Below are 20121 nucleotides of genomic sequence, written 5' to 3'. Positions count from 1 at the left end.
GTATCGAGCGAGGTGACGTCATGAGTATTTTTAGCCACTTCCAACAACGCTTTGAGTCGACACGCCAGGAAGAGCTCTCGCTACAGGAGTATCTGGAGCTCTGCAAAAAGGAACGCCAGCGCCTACGCCTCTTCCGCAGAGCGTCTTCTGCTGGCCATTGGCGAGCCCGAGTTGCTCGATACGTCGGCCAACTCCCGGCTGTCGCGGATTTTCTCCAACAAGGTGATCCGCCGTTATCCGGCGTTCGAAGACTTCCATGGCATGGAAGAATGCATCGACCAGATCGTCTCGTACTTCCGCCACGCCGCTCAGGGCCTGGAAGAGAAGAAACAAATCCTTTATCTGCTGGGTCCGGTCGGTGGTGGTAAATCGTCACTGGCGGAAAAACTCAAACAACTGATCGAGAAAGTACCTTTCTATGCGATCAAAGGCTCCCCGGTGTTTGAATCGCCTCTCGGGCTGTTCAATGCCACTGAGGACGGTGCGATTCTTGAAGAAGATTTCGGCATCCCACGGCGCTATCTGAACACCATCATGTCGCCCTGGGCGACCAAACGTCTGGCTGAGTTCGGGGGCGACATCAGCCAGTTCCGCGTGGTGAAACTGTATCCATCGATCCTGAACCAGATCGCAGTGGCGAAAACCGAACCGGGCGACGAGAACAACCAGGACATTTCGGCACTGGTCGGTAAAGTCGATATTCGCAAACTGGAAGAATTCCCACAGAACGACGCCGACGCCTACAGCTACTCCGGGGCACTCTGCCGGGCCAACCAAGGCCTGATGGAGTTCGTCGAAATGTTCAAGGCGCCGATCAAGGTCCTGCACCCGTTACTGACCGCCACCCAGGAAGGGAACTACAACAGTACCGAAGGCCTGGGCGCCATTCCGTTCACTGGCATCCTGCTGGCCCACTCCAACGAGTCGGAATGGCACAGCTTCCGTAACAACAAGAACAACGAAGCCTTCATCGACCGGATCTACATCGTCAAGGTGCCGTACTGCTTGCGGGTCAGCGATGAAGTCAAAATCTACGACAAACTACTGTTCAACAGCTCGCTGGCCAAGGCTCATTGCGCGCCTGACACCCTGAAAATGCTTGCGCAGTTCACCGTCCTGTCGCGCCTCAAAGAGCCTGAGAACTCGAACATCTACTCGAAGATGCGTGTGTATGACGGCGAGAACCTGAAAGACACCGATCCAAAAGCCAAGTCGATCCAGGAATACCGCGATAACGCCGGTGTCGATGAGGGGATGAACGGCCTGTCGACCCGATTTGCATTCAAGATCCTGTCGAAAGTCTTCAACTTCGATCCCCACGAAATCGCCGCCAACCCGGTCCACCTGCTGTACGTGCTGGAACAGCAAATCGAGCAAGAGCAATTCCAGGCTGAAGTGCGCGAGCGTTACCTGCGGTTCATCAAAGAATACTTGGCACCGCGCTATATCGAGTTCATTGGCAAGGAAATCCAGACGGCCTACCTCGAGTCTTACAGCGAATACGGTCAGAACATCTTTGACCGCTATGTGCTCTACGCAGACTTCTGGATTCAGGATCAGGAATACCGCGATCCGGAGACCGGTGAAATCCTCAACCGCGTCGCCCTTAACGAGGAACTGGAAAAAATCGAGAAGCCAGCCGGTATCAGCAATCCGAAAGATTTCCGCAACGAGATCGTTAACTTCGTATTGCGTGCCCGCGCCAACAACAACGGCAAAAACCCAACCTGGCTCAGCTACGAGAAGCTGCGAGTAGTGATCGAGAAGAAAATGTTCTCGAACACCGAGGATCTGCTGCCGGTCATCAGCTTCAACGCCAAAGCCAGCAAAGAGGACCAACAAAAACACAACGACTTCGTCACACGCATGGTCGAGCGTGGGTATACCGACAAACAGGTACGGCTGCTGTCCGAGTGGTATCTGCGGGTCAGGAAGTCGCAGTAAAGCAGCAGCAAGTCACACGCCTCAAGTGGCAAGCAAACAGCCCGTCGAGCCAATGTTTCCGGCCCGACGGCGCTTACCGCTTGGCCTTGAAACCTGTAGCTTGTAGGGAAGTTTGCGACTTGGAGCTTGTGGTTTGAGCTCCCCGAAGGGGTCTCTTATGAGTTATGTGATCGACCGACGTCTCAATGGAAAGAACAAAAGCACGGTAAACCGCCAGCGTTTCCTGCGGCGGTATCGTGATCACATCAAAAAAGCCGTCGAAGAGGCGGTCAGTCGCCGCTCCATCACTGATATGGAGCACGGTGAACAGATCAGTATTCCTGGTCGCGATATCGATGAACCGGTCCTGCATCACGGTCGCGGCGGCAAACAGACCGTCGTGCATCCCGGCAACAAGGAATTCACCACCGGCGAACACATCGCCCGTCCGCAAGGGGGCGGCGGCGGCAAAGGTCCTGGCAAAGCCAGCAACTCCGGCGAAGGCATGGATGAGTTTGTGTTTCAGATCACTCAGGAAGAGTTTCTTGAGTTCATGTTCGAAGATCTGGAACTGCCCAACCTGGTCAAACGCAACCTGACCGGCACCGACACCTTTAAAACCGTACGCGCCGGGATCAGCAACGAGGGCAACCCGTCCCGCATCAATATCATTCGCACGCTGCGCTCGGCTCATGCGAGACGTATTGCACTGTCCGGCAGTAGCCGCAAAAAACTGCGCGAGGCGCTCAGCGAGCTAGAGCGTATAAAACGCGAAGAACCTGACAACTTCGGCGACATTCAGGACCTTGAAACCGAAATTGAGCGCCTCAAGGCCCGAATTAATCGAGTGCCTTATCTGGACACTTTTGACCTCAAATACAACCTGCTGGTCAAACAACCGAACCCCAGCTCCAAGGCGGTGATGTTCTGTCTGATGGACGTTTCCGGCTCCATGACCCAAGCAACCAAGGACATCGCCAAACGCTTCTTCATCCTGCTGTACCTGTTCCTCAAGCGGAACTACGACAAGATCGAAGTAGTGTTCATCCGCCATCACACCAGCGCCCGTGAAGTGGACGAAGAGGAGTTCTTCTATTCCCGGGAAACCGGCGGCACAATCGTTTCCAGCGCGTTGAAAATGATGCAGGAGATCATGGCCGAGCGTTATCCCGTCAACGAGTGGAACATTTACGCCGCCCAGGCTTCTGACGGTGATAACTGGAACGACGACTCGCCGATCTGCCGCGACATCCTGATCAAGCAAATCATGCCGTTCGTGCAGTACTACACTTATGTGGAAATTACCCCACGTGAGCACCAGGCACTGTGGTTCGAGTACGAGCGCATCAGCGAAGCATTCCCCGATACGTTTGCCCAGCAACAACTGGTATCTGCCGGCGATATCTATCCGGTATTCCGTGAACTCTTCCAGCGCAGGCTAGTGACATGAACGCTAGAGAGCAGAAGCGCCAACCTATCTCCACGGGTTCAGAGTGGACGTTCGAGCTGATCCAGGCCTACGACCGGGAAATCAGCCGTATTGCCGAACGTTATGCGCTGGATACTTACCCCAACCAGATCGAGGTCATTACCGCTGAGCAGATGATGGACGCCTATGCGTCCGTCGGCATGCCGCTGGGTTATCACCATTGGTCCTACGGCAAACACTTCCTCAGCACTGAGAAATCCTACAGCCGCGGACAGATGGGGCTGGCCTACGAGATCGTCATCAACTCCGACCCGTGCATCGCGTACCTGATGGAAGAAAACACCATCTGCATGCAGGCACTGGTCGTGGCGCACGCCTGCTATGGGCATAACAGCTTCTTCAAAGGCAATTACCTGTTCCGCACCTGGACCGATGCCAGCTCGATCATTGACTACCTGGTCTTCGCCAAGCAATACATCATGCAATGCGAGGAGCGCCACGGCATCGACGCCGTGGAAGACCTGCTCGATTCCTGCCATGCGCTGATGAATTACGGAGTAGACCGTTACAAGCGTCCTTACCCGATTTCTGCCGAGGAAGAACGGCGCCGCCAGAAAGACCGCGAAGAGCACCTGCAGAAGCAGATCAACGACCTGTGGCGGACCATTCCTAAAGGCGCGGACAAAAACAGCGACAAGGACAACGCCCGTTTTCCCACGGAGCCGCAGGAAAACATCCTCTACTTCATCGAAAAACACGCACCGCTACTGGAGCCGTGGCAACGAGAAGTGGTGCGGATCGTGCGCAAAATTGCGCAGTACTTCTACCCACAACGCCAGACCCAGGTGATGAACGAAGGCTGGGCGACCTTCTGGCACTACACATTGATGAACGATCTTTATGACGAAGGTCTGGTGACTGACGGCTTCATGATGGAGTTTCTGACGTCGCATACCAGCGTGGTGTATCAGCCCGGCTTCGACAGCCCGTATTACAGCGGTATCAATCCCTACACCCTGGGATTTGCCATGTACCGGGATATCCGCCGGATTTGCGAGGCGCCTACTGACGAAGATCGCCACTGGTTCCCCGACATCGCTGGTAGCGACTGGCTGGCCACCATCAAGTTCGCCATGAGCAGCTTCAAGGATGAGAGTTTCATCCTGCAATACTTGTCACCCAAGGTGATTCGCGACCTGAAGCTGTTTAGCATCATGGACGACGATCAGAAGGATGACCTGCTGGTTCCGGCAATCCATGACGAACCTGGCTACAAGATCATTCGGGAAACCCTGGCTGCGCAATACAACCTGGGCAACCGCGAACCCAACGTACAGATCTACAGCATCGACCGTCGCGGCGACCGCTCGCTGACCCTGCGCCATCAGCAGCACGACCGTAAGCCGCTGGGCGACTCCACCGAGGAAGTACTCAAGCACCTGCACCGTTTGTGGGGCTTTGATATTCATCTGGAGACATTGCAAGGCGACCAGGTGATGAAAACCCACCACGTACCGCCGAGAAGCGATCACGCCGACAGTGAATATCCCCGGCTCGATTTGGCGGTCATACACCTATAAAACCTGATTCGGGTCGGTAGACGACCTCCGCTAGTGCGATCCACAGGTTATCCTGTCGCGCTAACGGAGGTTTTTTATGCAGATTTATAAAGTAGGCGGCGCGGTACGCGATCGCCTCCTCGGCAAGAACGTCGCCGACACTGATTGGGTCGTCGTCGGCGCCACCACCGATGAAATGCTCAATCAGGGATTTCGCCCGGTCGGCGCGGATTTTCCGGTATTCCTGCACCCGAAAACCGGTGAGGAATACGCCCTCGCGCGCACCGAGCGCAAGAGTGGACGCGGCTATGGTGGCTTCACTTTTCACGCCAGCCCTGAGGTCACGCTTGAAGAAGATCTGATCCGCCGCGACCTCACGATCAACGCCATCGCAGAGGACGATCACGGCCAACTGACTGATCCTTACCACGGCCAGAAAGACCTTGAAGCACGTATTTTACGCCACATTTCCCCGGCGTTTGCCGAAGATCCACTCCGCGTACTGCGCGTCGCCCGCTTTGCCGCCCGCTATGCGCCGGACGGGTTCAGCATCGCCCCAGAGACCCTGGCGCTCATGCAGCAGCTTAGTGAGTCAGGTGAACTGGAAGCCCTGACCCCGGAGCGTAGCTGGAAGGAAATATCCCGCGCACTGATGGAAAACCAACCACAGGTGTTCATCCAGGTGCTGCGCGCATGCGGCGCGCTCAAAGTGCTGTTCCCGGAAGTCGATGCATTGTTCGGCGTCCCGCAGCCTGAGGCACACCACCCGGAAATCGATACCGGCGAACACGTCCTGAGCGTCCTGCAACAGGCCGCCATTCATCAGCAACCATTGAGCGTACGCTGGGCATGCCTGCTGCACGATCTGGGCAAGGGACTGACCCCAGAGAGCGAATGGCCACGGCACATCGCCCATGAACACACAGGCCTGAAGCTGATCAAGGCAGTGAACGCGCGCTATAAAGTGCCGAGAGAGTGTCAGGAGTTGGCGATGCTAGTGGGTCAGTACCACACCCACGGGCACCGCGCGCTTGAATTGAAAGCCGCGACCCTGCTTGAGCTACTGCAAAGCTTCGACATCTACCGCCGCCCACAGCGCTTCGAAGAGTTCATCGCCGCTTGCGAGATGGATGCGCGAGGTCGCCTGGGATTGGAACAGAGAGAGTACCCACAGGCTGATTACCTGCGCGGTGCCGCCAACGCAGCACGAACCGTGGCGGTGCAACCGTTGCGCGAGCAAGGGTTTGAAGGACCTGAACTGGGCGAGGCGCTCAAACGCGAACGGCTGCAGGCGCTGAAGACCTACAAGCAAAATCATTCAGCCTGAAACCGTATCAACCCCTTCAGACCGGTCAGAGCGCGGAAGGCGTCAACTGCACGCCCCGCCATTCAAACCCTACCGGCGCCAGCACCTGATCGATCTGCGCCTCTTGCCACAACGCTTTGAAGCTCTTGAGTACACCCGGATGCTCACGATCCGGCGCAATCAGCGACAACGGCCACAGCACAAACGCGTTCTTGAGAATTTCCGCGCGCGGCAGAATCAATCCATCAAAGTTACCGACCAGCTCGCCATACAGCAGCACGTCGATATCCAATGGCAAGCCCTTACGCTCCGGCGCATATCGACCGTTGTCAGCCTCGATGAATTTCAGACGGCGATCCAGCTCCATCAATGGCAGATCGGTAAAGGCCGTCACCACCAGATTGAAGAATGGGCCGCTCTTGATCCCCACCGGCTGGCTTTCGAATACCGGGGAACAGCTCATCCGCGTCAGAAAGCCATCCAGCGCTTCAAGCCCCGCCTGCAGGTGTTTTTCGCGCTCGATGTTGCTGCCGAGGCCAAGAAATATCTGGGTTAGCGACATCCGCGCTCGATCTCCACGCCCACACCTTTGGCCGCCGCGACGGCGCCTGGCTTGGTCAGTTTGAGGTGCAGCCAGGGAATCTGGAATTCACTCATCAACACCTCGGCCAGACGCTCGGCGAACGTCTCCACCAGCTGGAATTGCGAGGCTTCGGCAAACGCCTGAATACGTGTCGAGACACTAGCGTAGTCGAGCGCCTTGCTCAGGTCATCACCCGCCGCAGCTGGCCGATTATCCCAGGCGAAGCTAAGGTCCAGGCGCAAGCACTGACGAATGCTGCGCTCCCAGTCGTAGGCACCAATCACCGTATCGACCTCCAGACCCTCGATAAAAACTCTGTCCAAGCACTGTTCTCCGCTGCACGACAAGGGCGCGATGCGCCGTTAGAATCAGGGCATCCTCGCCCGGAATGGTTAGCATGTTTTGGTTACTGGCGATCCTCGCCTACCTGCTCGGCTCACTCTCCTTCGCCATCTGGCTCAGCCGCCTCACCGGCAGCCCGGATCCGCGTGCCAGTGGTTCAGGCAACGCCGGCGCTACCAACATGCTGCGCCTGGCCGGAAAGAAGCTCGCCGTTCTAACCCTGATCGGCGACGTTTGCAAAGGTTTGCTACCTGTCCTGATGGCCAATCTGCTCGGTCTCGACCCTGAACAGCAAGCGTGGGTAGGGCTTTTCGCAGTACTGGGCCATCTCTTTCCCCTGTACTTTCGCTTTCACGGAGGCAAGGGTGTCGCCACGGCAGCCGGCATGTTAGTGGGCCTTTACCCACCCGCAGCCGCGCTGGCGATCTGCACGTGGCTACTGGTGTTTTATTTGACTCGCACCAGCTCGCTCGCCGCCCTGATCGCCACCCCGCTAAGCCTGCCACTGTTGGCCTGGCAAGAGCCGAAGGCACTGCTGCCGATGAGTTTCATCACGCTGATTATCGTCTGGCGTCATCGCGGCAATTTACGCGACCTGTTTGCCGGGCGCGAACGGCATTTTTGAATCCCGCCAATGAAACCGGCTCAGGTTGTAGCCGTCACAGCCCCGTCAACTGCTCCATCGGCCAACGTGCCTGCACACTGATGCTTAAATCTTCTTTCTGCCCAGCCAGTAAGCGCTGACAGCCGGCAAACGCAATCATCGCGCCATTATCGGTGCAGAATTCGGGGCGGGCGTAGAACACGTTGCCATGCAACTCGCCGAGCATTTTTTCCAGCGACAGGCGCAAAGCTTTGTTGGCGCTGACGCCGCCCGCAATCACCAGGCGCTTAAGGCCAGTCTGCTTGAGGGCGCGCTTGCACTTGATGGTCAAAGTCTCCACCACCGCATGCTGGAAGGCCAGAGCGATGTCGCAACGGGTTTGCTCACTGTCGTCCCCAGCGCTCTGGCACTGCTGCCACGTGTTGAGGGCGGACGTTTTCAAGCCGCTGAAGCTGAAGTCCAGGCCAGGACGATCGGTCATCGGCTTCGGAAAAACGAAACGCCCCGCCACGCCCTGCCCCGCCAGACGCGCGATTTCCGGACCACCTGGATATTGCAGCCCCATCATCTTGGCAGTCTTGTCGAATGCTTCACCGGCCGCGTCATCCAGGGTCTCGCCCAACAGCTGATACAGACCGATGCCATCGACCCGAACCAACTGCGTATGGCCACCCGAGACCAACAAAGCGACGAACGGGAATTCTGGCGGCTGCGCTTCAAGCATCGGCGCCAGAAGATGGCCTTCCATGTGGTGCACGCCCAAGGCTGGAATGCCCCAGGCGAAGGCCAGCGCTTGAGCGCAGGAGGCACCCACGAGCAAAGCCCCGACCAGGCCAGGACCCGCGGTGTAGGCGATTGCATCGATCTCGGTGGCCACACAATCCGCCTCCGCCAACACCTGACGAATCAAGGGCAGCATGCGCTTGACGTGGTCACGGGAGGCCAGTTCAGGCACTACCCCACCATAGGCGCGGTGCAGATCAATCTGGCTGAACAGCGCGTCGGAAAGAAGACCGCGCTCACTGTCGTAAAGTGCGACACCTGTTTCGTCGCACGATGTCTCTAATCCCAGTACTAGCATGGGTTTGCGCCTTGTAGAGGCTGAATTCGAAGGCGCGCATAATAGTCGTCAGTCCAGGTGCCTGCCAGCGCTTTTCGATCAGAGGCTTTGCATTCCTTGCGATGAGGGGTTAACATCCGCAACCCTTAAAAACCGACGTACTTATGTGCAGTTTTTGCACGAGGCGTTGACCCCGGTAATGAATGAAGGTAGCTCTGGATGCCAGCCGTCAAAGTTAAAGAGAACGAACCCTTCGACGTAGCTCTGCGTCGTTTCAAGCGCTCCTGCGAAAAAGCCGGTGTTCTGGCTGAAGTTCGTAGCCGCGAATTTTACGAGAAGCCGACTTCTGAGCGTAAGCGTAAAGCAGCAGCCGCTGTTAAGCGTCACGCCAAGAAAGTACAGCGCGAACAGCGCCGCGCCGTTCGTCTGTATTAATTTACAGACAACCGTCGCAAGCTTCTGCCACGCCCGGCCCCAAAGCCGGGCTGCCGGCAGTTGCCGATCAAGCCTCACGTTTCACTGACAGAGGCTGTCTAAGCCGCAGGTGCATGTCAACTGCGACTCGGACAAATCCCGTCAAGGCACGTCTTGCTCTGACTTCGCAAGGATTCAAGCAGCATTGATCAGGTCTACACTGACTCTGAATCAACGCACGGACGAGCACGCCTCGCTGTTCTTCGAAAGAAGCCCAACCGAGGCAGCGTCTCCCAATGTCAGCTTAGTGAACACAGTGGCCCGCGATGATCATCGCATGGGTTGATGTAGCTACGTTTCAGTTTCGCCGCGATTAGCTGGCGGGCGCCTGATAATGAGAACGCCATGGCCGGGCTAATTCCCCAAAGCTTTATTGACGACCTGCTGAACCGCACCGACATCGTCGATGTTGTCAGCTCGCGCGTGCAATTAAAGAAAGCCGGGAAGAACTACAGCGCCTGCTGCCCGTTCCACAAAGAAAAAACACCCTCATTCAGCGTCAGCCCGGACAAACAGTTCTATTACTGCTTTGGCTGCGGCGCAGGCGGCAATGCCCTCGGCTTCATGATGGACCACGACAACCTGGACTTCCCCCAGGCCGTCGAGGAACTGGCCAAGGCCGCCGGCATGGAAGTGCCGCGCGAACAAAGCGTCAAAGGGCAGAAACCGCGTCAGCCGACCGATTCACCGCTGTATCCGCTACTGACCGCGGCTGCCGAATTTTATCGCCAGGCCCTGAAGAGCCACCCGACGCGAAAAGCAGCGGTGGACTACCTGAAAGGTCGCGGCCTGTCCGGCGAAATCGCGCGCGATTTCGGCCTGGGGTTTGCCCCACCTGGCTGGGACAACCTGCATAAGCACTTGAGCAGCGACACCCTTCAGCAGAAGACCATGATCGATGCCGGGCTGCTGATCGAAAACGCCGAGACCGGCAAGCGTTACGATCGCTTCCGTGATCGCGTGATGTTTCCGATCCGCGACAGTCGCGGACGAGTGATCGCTTTCGGCGGCCGCGTACTGGGTGACGACAAGCCCAAGTACCTGAACTCACCGGAAACGCCGGTGTTTCACAAAGGGCAGGAGCTTTACGGCCTGTTCGAAGCACGCAAACACAATCGCAACCTTGACGAGATCATCGTTGTCGAAGGCTACATGGACGTCATTGCCCTCGCCCAACAAGGCCTGCGCAATGCCGTCGCCACCCTGGGTACCGCCACCAGCGAAGAGCACCTGAAACGCTTGTTTCGAGTGGTACCTAACGTGTTGTTTTGTTTCGATGGCGACCAGGCGGGTCGCAATGCGGCATGGCGCGCCCTGGAGGCCGCGCTGTCGAGCTTGCAGGATGGACGTCGTGCGCGATTCCTGTTCCTGCCCGAAGGCGAAGACCCGGATACGCTGGTCCGCTCCGAGGGCACAGATGCCTTCAAAGCCCGGATCAATCAGCATGCGCAACCGCTGGCCGACTATTTTTTCGAGCAGTTGACCAAGGAAGCCGATCCGCGCTCGCTGGAAGGCAAAGCCCATATGGCGACGCTGGCAGCACCGCTGATCGATAAAGTACCGGGCGCCAACTTACGCACCCTGATGCGTCAACGCCTGAGTGAAATTACCGGCCTCAACAGTGAGGCCATGCATCAACTGGTGCAGAGCGCCCCCAGCGAAGCGCCGCCCAGTTATGACCCGAACATCGATTATGACGCCATTCCGGACTACGCTGATTATCAGCAGCAGGGCAGTTACGAGGCTCAGCCGGAGTGGACGCCGAAGAAATCCGGCGGACAGAAACAGTGGGAGAAGAAGCCCTGGGACAAGAAAGGCAAGCGGCCTGACTTCGAACCTCGAACCCCGCGTACACCCGCGACGGTTGAACCCCCGACACTGACCGCATTACGAACATTACTGCACCATCCGCAATTGGCGGAGAAAGTAGAAGATGCCAGCCACTTTGCTGCAGAAGATCATGTTTATGCGCAATTGCTGGTCGCTTTGCTCGAAGCGCTGCAGAAAAATCCAAAGCTGCGCTCGCTTCAGTTGATTGCGCGGTGGCATGGAACGGACCAGGGTCGATTATTACGCGCACTGGCCGAGAAAGAATGGTTGATCGAGGCCGATAACCTTGAACAACAGTTTTTCGACACTATAACTAGCCTGTCAGCCCGCCAACGCGAGCGCAGTCTGGAACATCTGATCAGGAAAGAGCGTCAAAGCGGATTGAGTGCGGAAGAGAAAGTCCAGCTACTCAATCTGTTAAAACGCAATGTTCCTGCACAAACCCCGACCTCAACTGGCGCGTGAGGTCCATGCTCGGGTATAATCCTCGGCTTGTTTTTTGCCCGCCAAGACCTTCAGTGGATAGGGTGTTATGTCCGGAAAAGCGCAACAGCAGTCTCGCCTCAAAGAGTTGATCAGCCGCGGTCGTGAGCAGGGTTACCTGACTTACGCGGAGGTCAACGACCACCTGCCGGAGGATATTTCAGATCCGGAACAGGTGGAAGACATCATCCGCATGATTAACGACATGGGGATCAACGTATTCGAGAGTGCCCCGGATGCGGATGCCCTTTTGTTGGCCGAAGCTGACACCGATGAGGCGGCCGCAGAAGAAGCGGCCGCAGCGTTGGCGGCAGTCGAAACCGACATTGGACGCACCACCGACCCGGTGCGCATGTATATGCGCGAAATGGGCACGGTCGAGCTTCTGACCCGTGAAGGCGAAATCGAAATCGCCAAACGTATCGAAGAGGGCATCCGTGAAGTGATGGGCGCAATCGCGCACTTCCCAGGCACGGTTGACCATATTCTTTCCGAATACACGCGTGTCACCAGCGAAGGTGGTCGTCTCTCTGACGTTCTGAGCGGTTATATCGACCCCGACGACGGCATTGCGCCGCCTGCCGAAGTACCGCCGCCGGTAGACCCGAAAGCGGACAAGGCAGCGGATAGCGACGACGACGAGGAAGAAACGGCCGAAAGTTCGGACGATGAAGACGAAGTCGAAAGCGGTCCTGATCCGATCATCGCGGCTCAGCGTTTCGGTGCGGTTTCCGATCAAATGGAAATCACCCGCAAGGCGTTGAAGAAGCACGGTCGTGACAACAAGCAAGTGATCGCCGAACTGGTGGCGCTGGGCGAGTTGTTCATGCCGATCAAACTGGTTCCTAAACAGTTTGAGGGTCTGGTCGAGCGTGTTCGCAGTGCACTTGAGCGCCTGCGTGCTCAGGAACGCGCCATCATGCAGCTGTGCGTACGTGATGCACGTATGCCACGCGCCGATTTCCTGCGCCAGTTCCCTGGCCACGAAGTCGACGAGAGCTGGACCGATGCGCTGGCTAAAGGCAAAAGCAAATACGCTGAAGCCATTGGCCGCCTGCAAGTCGATATTCAGCGTTGCCAGCAGAAGCTGACTGCACTCGAGACCGAGACCGGTCTGAAGATCTCCGAGATCAAGGACATCAACCGTCGCATGTCGATCGGTGAGGCCAAGGCCCGCCGCGCGAAGAAAGAGATGGTTGAAGCGAACTTGCGTCTGGTGATCTCCATCGCCAAGAAGTACACCAACCGCGGCCTGCAATTCCTCGACCTGATCCAGGAAGGCAACATCGGTTTGATGAAAGCGGTAGACAAGTTCGAATACCGTCGTGGTTACAAGTTCTCGACTTATGCCACCTGGTGGATCCGTCAGGCGATCACTCGCTCGATCGCCGACCAGGCTCGCACCATCCGTATTCCGGTGCACATGATCGAGACGATCAACAAGCTCAACCGTATTTCCCGGCAGATGTTGCAGGAAATGGGTCGCGAACCGACGCCGGAAGAGCTGGGCGAACGCATGGAAATGCCTGAGGATAAAATCCGCAAGGTATTGAAGATCGCTAAAGAGCCGATCTCCATGGAAACCCCGATCGGTGACGACGAAGATTCGCACCTGGGTGACTTCATCGAAGACTCGACCATGCAGTCGCCAATCGATGTCGCCACGGTCGAAAGCCTCAAGGAAGCGACGCGCGAAGTGCTCTCGGGCCTGACCGCTCGTGAAGCCAAGGTGCTGCGCATGCGTTTCGGCATCGACATGAATACCGACCACACCCTTGAGGAGGTTGGTAAGCAGTTTGACGTAACCCGCGAGCGGATTCGTCAGATCGAAGCCAAGGCACTGCGCAAGCTGCGCCACCCGACGCGAAGCGAACACCTGCGTTCGTTCCTCGACGAGTAAGTAAGCACGTAACAACAAAACCCCCGGCCTGCCGGGGGTTTTGCATTGTGCAGAATTAAGTTGCCACTATCCCCCCTCACGGTTCTTCGCCCGGCTACACTCGACTCATTCCCGACTGCCGAATGAGACTGTGATGTCACGACTGCCGGCCATTATTTTCTTTTTTTTGATGGGTGCGACAGTAACGGCTAATGCCCTGACCCTCTCGGATGAGGAGAAAGGCTGGCTTAGTTCACATAAAGAACTACGCCTGGGCGTAGACGCTACCTGGCCACCCTTTGAGTTTCGCGACGAACAAGGCACCTATCAGGGCCTTGCCGCGGAATACATCGCCTTGATTGAAAAACGCCTCGCGATCAGCCTGAAACCGGTCGAGCCGGTGAGCTGGAATGAGGTACTCAACAAGGCAAAGAAAGGCGATGTCGACTTACTGCCGGGCATCATGTCGACACCGGAACGCCATCAGTACCTGTCGTTCACCCATCCGTATCTGGACTTCCCGATCGTTATCCTGGCCCACGAAGGCAACGCACACCCGCGCAATTTGCAGGAGCTGTACGGCCTCAAGGTCGCAGTGGTCGAGAGCTATGCACCGCACGAGCTGCTACGCACTGAGCACCCGGATCTCAATCTGATAGCCCTGCCCAATACCAGCTCTGCGCTAGAGGCATTGGCGACCGACAAGGTGGATGCCGTCGTCGCCGACCTGGCGTCCAGCGTCTGGAGCATACGCCAACTGAAAGTTGACGGGATTTATGTCAGCGGAGAGACGCCTTATCGCTACAAACTGGCGATGGCAGTGCCGACGGGTGAAAAGCTGCTCGCCAGTATTCTAGACAAGGCCCTTTCGGATCTAAGCCCGACAGAGATCAGCGCCATTCAGGAGCGTTGGGTCGGCGGCGTGCTCAATCGCCCGAGGTTCTGGCAGGACTTTCTCCTATACGGACTTCCCGGACTGTTATTACTGTCGGCTGTGTTGCTGGTGGTCGTCCGCATCAACCGCCGATTGAGCTCGGAAATCTCGCGCCGCATTGCCCTGGAGCAGGAGCTGCGCACCAGCGAATATCACTATCGCGGGCTGGTGGAGAGTCTGTCAGCGGTTGCCTGGGAGGCGAGCATCAGCGATTTGACCTACAGCTACGTGTCGCCCCACGCCGAAGACCTGCTGGGTTATCCACAGGCGCAATGGCTCCAACCTGGCTTCTGGCGCAGCATCGTGCACCCGGCGGACCTTGAGGAGGCCGCCCGCTTCAGCGAGCAGGAAACCCGCCTCAGCCGCGATCACAGCCTCGACTATCGCGTACTGCGTGCCGATGGCACCGCGCTGTGGGTGCGTAATATCGTCAGCCTGATCCAGCATGGCCAGCAGCCGGTGATGCGTGGACTGATGATCGACATCAGCGAAACCAAGCTCACCGAAGATGCTTTGCGCTTATCAGAAGAAAAGTTCGGCTCGGTGTTCAAGCAGTGCCCGGATATTCTGGTGATTGCTCGCTTGATCGACGGCGTGGTGCTTGAAGCCAACAAAGCGTTCGAAGAACAGATCGGCCTTCGCGCAGACCAAGTGATTGGCAGAACCGCCACCGACCTCAACATCTGGGGTATTCCCGGCATCGGCCCGGGCCTGTTGATGCGCTTGCAGAGTGGCAGTATTCGCAACCTGGAAATGCCCTTCCGCCGCCAGGATGGGCGCATGTTCACCGGACTGATTTCCGCAGAGCCCTTTGACCTCGACTCAACACCGGCGCTGGTGGTGGTAGTCCGCGACATCAGCCCGCTCAAAGAAGCCCAACAGCAACTGCAAATTTCCGAGGAGAAATTTGCCAAGGCCTTCCACTCTTCGCCCGACGGCCTGCTCATCACCCGTCAGCGCGATGGCTTGTTGATTGAGGTCAACGAAGGCTTCAGTCGACTGACGGGCTACAACAATGCCTTGTCGGTGGACCACTCGACCCTGGACCTTGGCATTTGGGTCGACCTCAAAGAACGCAACAAAATGCTCGACGAACTGACGCGCGAAGGTTTCGTGCGCGACTTCAGCTGCCATATTCGGCGTAGGGACGGACAGATCAGACTGTGTGAAATTTCCGCGAGACCACTGCCTATCGGCGGCGAAGACTGCATGCTGACCATCGCCCGCGACATCACTGAGCGCCATCAGATGCAGGAGAAACTGCAACTGGCCGCGACCGTGTTCGAGAGCACGGCCGAAGGCGTGTTGATCACCGACACTCGCCAGCGAATCAACGCCGTCAACCGCGCGTTTAGCGAAATTACCGGCTATAGCGAAGCCGAAGCCTTGGGCCAGACCCCACGCCTGCTTGCCTCGGGACAGCACGACAGCGCCTTCTATGCCGCCATGTGGTACCAGTTGACCGCCGAAGGCCACTGGCAGGGCGAAATCAGCAACCGGCGCAAGAACGGCGAGCTTTATCCAAGTTGGCTGACCATCAGCGCGGTACGCAACACCGACAACGTGATTACCCACTTTGTGGCGGTGTTTGCCGATATTTCCAGCATCAAACACGCCCAGGCCAAGCTCGACTACCAGGCACACCACGACCCATTGACCGGCCTGCCCAATCGCACGCTGTTTGAAAGCCGCCTGCAAGCGGCACTCAATCACAGCCAGGAAGCCTGTGGGCAAGGAGCGGTGCTGTTCCTCGATCTTGACCGCTTCAAACACATCAACGACAGCCTCGGCCATCCCGTCGGCGATCTGCTGCTCAAGGACATTGCCGTTCGCCTCAAAGACCAACTGCGAGATGTCGACACCGTCGCGCGGCTGGGCGGCGACGAATTCATCATCTTGTTGCCCGGCCTGCTCCATGCCAGCGACGCCGAAATAGTCGCCAACAAGCTGTTGATGTGCTTTGGCGCGCCGTTCCAGGCGGGCGAACACGAGTTCTTCATCAGCGCCAGTATTGGCACCAGCCTGTTCCCTCTCGACGGCAGTGACGTCGCCACGCTGATCAAAAATGCCGACGCCGCGATGTACCGCTCCAAAGCCAAAGGACGCAACCGGGTCGAAAGCTACACCCGCGACCTCACGGCACAGGCCAGCGAACGCATCGCCCTCGAGCACGAACTCAGACGCGCCATCGAACGCAACGAACTGAGCCTTAACTATCAACCGAAACTCAGCCTGCTATCGCAACGCCTGGTGGGCGCCGAAGCCTTAATTCGCTGGCACCACCCGACCTTCGGCGACGTCCCCCCTGAGCACTTCATATCGCTGGCAGAAGAAAACGGCATGATCCTGCAGATCGGCGACTGGGTACTGGAAACAGCTTGCCGGCAGCTGCGTGACTGGAACCTCAACTACAGATCGTTCGGTCCACTCTCCGTGAACCTCGCTGGTGCACAACTGCGCCAACCGAACCTGCTGCTGCGCATCGAACAACTGCTCAACGAAAACAACCTGCGCCCCGGCTGCCTGCAACTGGAGATCACCGAAAACTTCATCATGAGCCAGGCCGAAGAAGCCCTCGCCGTCCTGCACAAACTGAAAAGACTCGGCGTTCAGCTGGCCATCGACGACTTCGGTACCGGCTACTCATCGCTTAGCTACCTTAAACGGCTGCCACTCGACATCCTCAAAATCGACCAATCCTTCGTCCGCGGCCTGCCCGACGACACCCACGACGCCGCCATCGTCCGCGCCATCATTGCCCTCGGCCGCAGCATGCAACTGACCGTCATCGCCGAAGGCGTCGAAACCCGCGAACAACAGGAATTCCTCGCCCTCGAAGGCTGCGAACAAATCCAGGGCTACATCGTCAGCCAGCCCCTGACACCCGAAGAATTCAGCGCGACATTTCTTCACATGAATGTTTCAGACTTTTCGGATAGCACAGCCGGGAAACCATCGTTATAATCCGCGACCTACTGAGGGCCTATAGCTCAGTTGGTTAGAGCAGAGGACTCATAATCCTTTGGTCCACGGTTCGAGTCCGTGTAGGCCCACCATCTTCAAAGCCGCGCATTGCGCGGCTTTCGTGTTTCTGGCGGAACCTGCTGAGATACAGTCCTATGGTCCAAGGGTACAATTTAGGTACAGTGCTGGTTCGCCAGCCGCCTAGGAGCACCCTCTCATGGCCACTCTCGTTAAAACTCCTTCCGGTACATGGAAGGCCCTCATTCGTAAAACTGGCTGGCCCACAGTCGCCAAAACCTTTCGCACCAAGCGCGATGCGGAAGACTGGTCGCGCCGTACCGAAGACGAAATGGTTCGCGGTGTGTACATCCAACGCAGCGGCTCGGAAAAAATGACGTTAGAGGTAGCACTCAAGCGCTACCTGAGCGATATCACTCCCACCAAGAAGCCAACCACTCAGCGTGGCGAAACCTCGAAAGCCAAAAAGCTGATTGAGCACCTCGGCAAATACTCCATGGCAGCCCTATCCGCTGAAATCATCGCTGCGTATCGCGACAAGCGCCTGAACGAACCCAGCCGAGGCGGAACCATCAGTAACAACACTGTGCGCCTCGAGCTGGCACTATTGAGCCACCTGTATACGGTAGCGATTCAGGAGTGGGGTTTGGGTCTGACGTTCAATCCAGTGCTGAACATCCGCAAGCCAAGCCCAGGAGATGGTCGTGACCGAAGGCTATCGCCTGAGGAGGAGCGCCGCTTGCTGGCGACAGTGAATGCCCACAGCAATCCGATGCTGGGATGGATTGTTCGCATCGCCTTGGAGACAGGCATGCGCTCCTCTGAGATCTCATCGCTACGTCGCCCTCAGGTTGATCTAGCAAAACGCGACATACGCCTCTCAGACACGAAGAACGACGCATCGCGTACAGTTCCGCTGAGCAAGCTCGCTACAGAAACCTTCAAGGCAGCGATGGACAACCCTGTACGCCCAATTGACTGCAATCTCGTATTCTTTGGCGAGCCGGGAAAAGATGGCAAGCGCAGGCCGTACACTTTCACCAAGATTTGGGGACAAATGAAAAAAAAGCTTGGCCTTCCTGACTTTAGATTTCATGACCTACGACATGAAGCCGTCAGCAGACTCGTAGAGGGAGGGCTATCCGATCAGGAGGTCTCAGCTATCAGCGGGCATAAGTCGATGCAGATGCTTAAACGTTATACGCACCTCAGAGCAGAAGACTTGGTGATAAGGCTCGACACACTCAAAGATAATAAATCCTTATGATGTGCTGTCGCTGGCCGAAAACTGGCCCAGTCAGTTTTCGCCCAGCGACAGCACCCTTGATGCACAGAGAGAGAAACAAGCCTATCTCCGAAGTTACATACTTTTACCTATCCTTTGGATTAACTTATGTTATTAACATGTGAGCATTGCATTTTAACGATTGAAGATTAAATACAGTTTAATATTGTACCTGACGAATTTTTCCGCTAACAACGCATATGAAATCTGAGCCTCCCATAAACGAAATATTCTGAAGCGTAACGCACCAATGGAGCAGAATATGAGCAAGTTTGCTCGACTACGCTTGCCATGTTCTGGCGCCTCTCACCCTTCATCTAGCAACCAACAGCAAGATTACGACATTCCAATGCTACGCGTTCGAGATATTTCGCACTGGCAGCCACTATTCTCGAAATAAATCAGTTATGGGAAAAGTAGACGATTGATAAAATTTTGCTTTTCATAAATGAGTACTGCTTTTTTTTCGAAAACAGTACACTAGGCTTCAGAAACTGATTACAGCCAAAATCATTAAAAATAGGGGGAGACATGCAAGAACCCAAGAAAGCTACCCGCTTTAGTATCTCAGGCGACTGGGGAGGTGCCAAGCCTAAGATTACAAAAGAACTTATAAATATTGTATTTGATATAGTTGAGGAGCTTTTTGGAAAAAAGCTTAATTACCCAGTACTGATAACCAACTTCCCACTCTCAGAGAACCCTATCGCCTGCTATGCCATGAAGGAAGGCTGCTATCAAGTTAACCTAAGTGCGAGCTCAGGCTTGAGTTGGTGTCAGATAGTTTATCAGCTCGCGCATGAGTTGTGCCATCTCAATAGCAACTATTCTGATTCAATAGGGCACAAATACAAATGGCTTGAAGAAAGCCTGTGTGAAATGTGCTCTATAGCGGTGCTTATTGCGCTCAGCAAGCGGTGGAATAAAACTGCTATGTATAGGTATGATAGAGGGTATTCGGCCAGCGTAAAAAAATATATTGAATCACTTCCGTCCATGATCGGTTATATGCCTAAAAATCGAGGCGCGTATCTCGTCTGGTTCGACTCCAATGTTGGGAGATTGGAAAGCAGCTGTGATAATCGAGAGTTAAATGGTGTGGTGGCAAACTATCTTTACAAGAACGTATTCAGTATCCATCCCACTGCCTGGAACTGTGTAGGCATGTTAAACAAATGGAACTGTCATCAGAATTTGAATTTCACTAGCTATAAAGAGTCTTGGCGCGAGCAATGCAATGATTCCATGGAGGTGAATACAGTTTTAAATGCAATGTAATTTTGTAGGGCGCAATCAAAATCCCTAGGTTACAGCTCGTTGAGCCGGAGGCGAATAAGTGATGGTGATAGGGGGGGCGCAAGCGACTTAAGATCACTAGACAAGCAGTCTCAAAAACCCTAAAGAATCAAAAATAGCTTTTTAATTCCATCACATTGAGTGCAATGCGT

General features: G+C 56.0%; 13 protein-coding genes, 1 tRNA gene and 1 pseudogene. 12 read left to right on the top strand and 3 right to left on the bottom strand.

Going from position 1 to position 20121, the window contains the following annotated elements; translation table 11 throughout:
• The first annotated feature begins 20 nt into the window (after positions 1 to 20).
• The 4 genes and pseudogenes from ACF0H7_RS01435 to ACF0H7_RS01420 all read left to right on the top strand — a co-directional run bounded on the left by ACF0H7_RS01435 (position 21) and on the right by ACF0H7_RS01420 (position 6238).
• Positions 21 to 1944: pseudogene (locus tag ACF0H7_RS01435) on the top strand (PrkA family serine protein kinase).
• 157 nt (positions 1945 to 2101) lie between these two features.
• Entirely contained in the window at positions 2102 to 3373 is a 1272-nt protein-coding gene (locus ACF0H7_RS01430) for a YeaH/YhbH family protein (RefSeq protein ID WP_397451068.1), read from the top strand.
• Positions 3370 to 4932 (top strand): SpoVR family protein, encoded by a 1563-nt coding sequence (locus ACF0H7_RS01425; RefSeq protein WP_397451067.1) that lies wholly within the window; start codon positions 3370 to 3372, stop codon positions 4930 to 4932. The genes ACF0H7_RS01430 and ACF0H7_RS01425 overlap by 4 nt, the downstream gene beginning before the upstream one ends.
• A gap of 76 nt (positions 4933 to 5008) precedes the next feature.
• Positions 5009 to 6238: a multifunctional CCA addition/repair protein gene (locus tag ACF0H7_RS01420; RefSeq protein WP_397451066.1), complete on the top strand. Its 1230-nt coding sequence runs from the start codon at positions 5009 to 5011 to the stop codon at positions 6236 to 6238.
• Between the two features lie 25 nt (positions 6239 to 6263).
• Here ACF0H7_RS01420 and folK read toward each other — a convergent pair whose 3' ends face one another.
• Together folK and folB are read right to left on the bottom strand one after the other, a co-directional pair.
• Positions 6264 to 6779: a 2-amino-4-hydroxy-6-hydroxymethyldihydropteridine diphosphokinase gene (gene folK / locus ACF0H7_RS01415; RefSeq protein ID WP_397451065.1), complete on the bottom strand. Its 516-nt coding sequence runs from the start codon at positions 6777 to 6779 to the stop codon at positions 6264 to 6266.
• Positions 6770 to 7123, bottom strand: a complete 354-nt coding sequence (gene folB / locus ACF0H7_RS01410; protein ID WP_397451064.1) for a dihydroneopterin aldolase — start codon at positions 7121 to 7123, stop codon at positions 6770 to 6772. The genes folK and folB overlap by 10 nt, the downstream gene beginning before the upstream one ends.
• Before the next feature lie 74 nt (positions 7124 to 7197).
• Here folB and plsY point away from each other — a divergent pair, with 74 nt between their 5' ends.
• Positions 7198 to 7767, top strand: a complete 570-nt coding sequence (gene plsY / locus ACF0H7_RS01405) for a glycerol-3-phosphate 1-O-acyltransferase PlsY (RefSeq protein WP_397451063.1) — start codon at positions 7198 to 7200, stop codon at positions 7765 to 7767.
• A gap of 34 nt (positions 7768 to 7801) precedes the next feature.
• Here plsY and tsaD read toward each other — a convergent pair whose 3' ends face one another.
• Positions 7802 to 8827: a tRNA (adenosine(37)-N6)-threonylcarbamoyltransferase complex transferase subunit TsaD gene (gene tsaD / locus ACF0H7_RS01400; protein ID WP_397451062.1), complete on the bottom strand. Its 1026-nt coding sequence runs from the start codon at positions 8825 to 8827 to the stop codon at positions 7802 to 7804.
• Between the two features lie 198 nt (positions 8828 to 9025).
• Here tsaD and rpsU point away from each other — a divergent pair, with 198 nt between their 5' ends.
• From rpsU to ACF0H7_RS01365, 7 genes are all read left to right on the top strand, one after another.
• A complete protein-coding gene (gene rpsU / locus ACF0H7_RS01395; protein ID WP_002551877.1) occupies positions 9026 to 9241 on the top strand; it encodes a 30S ribosomal protein S21 in 216 nt (71 codons plus the stop codon).
• 384 nt (positions 9242 to 9625) lie between these two features.
• Positions 9626 to 11575: a DNA primase gene (gene dnaG, locus ACF0H7_RS01390; RefSeq protein WP_397451061.1), complete on the top strand. Its 1950-nt coding sequence runs from the start codon at positions 9626 to 9628 to the stop codon at positions 11573 to 11575.
• 67 nt (positions 11576 to 11642) lie between these two features.
• The gene (gene rpoD, locus ACF0H7_RS01385) at positions 11643 to 13493 is read left to right on the top strand and encodes an RNA polymerase sigma factor RpoD (protein WP_397451060.1); all 1851 of its coding nucleotides are present in this window, start codon (positions 11643 to 11645) and stop codon (positions 13491 to 13493) included.
• A 133-nt stretch (positions 13494 to 13626) separates the two neighbouring features.
• Positions 13627 to 17370 (top strand): bifunctional diguanylate cyclase/phosphodiesterase, encoded by a 3744-nt coding sequence (locus ACF0H7_RS01380; protein ID WP_397451059.1) that lies wholly within the window; start codon positions 13627 to 13629, stop codon positions 17368 to 17370.
• A gap of 15 nt (positions 17371 to 17385) precedes the next feature.
• Positions 17386 to 17462 (top strand) — tRNA-Ile (locus ACF0H7_RS01375).
• Positions 17463 to 17587: 125 nt separating this feature from the next.
• Positions 17588 to 18655: a site-specific integrase gene (locus ACF0H7_RS01370; protein ID WP_397451058.1), complete on the top strand. Its 1068-nt coding sequence runs from the start codon at positions 17588 to 17590 to the stop codon at positions 18653 to 18655.
• A gap of 549 nt (positions 18656 to 19204) precedes the next feature.
• Positions 19205 to 19951, top strand: coding sequence for a hypothetical protein (locus ACF0H7_RS01365; RefSeq protein WP_397451057.1), 747 nt, complete (start codon positions 19205 to 19207; stop codon positions 19949 to 19951).
• The last annotated feature ends 170 nt before the right edge of the window (positions 19952 to 20121 follow it).

The sequence above is a fragment of the Pseudomonas sp. NA-150 genome (assembly GCF_044336365.1).
GTDB lineage: Bacteria > Pseudomonadota > Gammaproteobacteria > Pseudomonadales > Pseudomonadaceae > Aquipseudomonas.
Note: the sequence above shows the minus strand (reverse complement) of the source record. Positions and strands in the feature narration are given on the sequence as shown.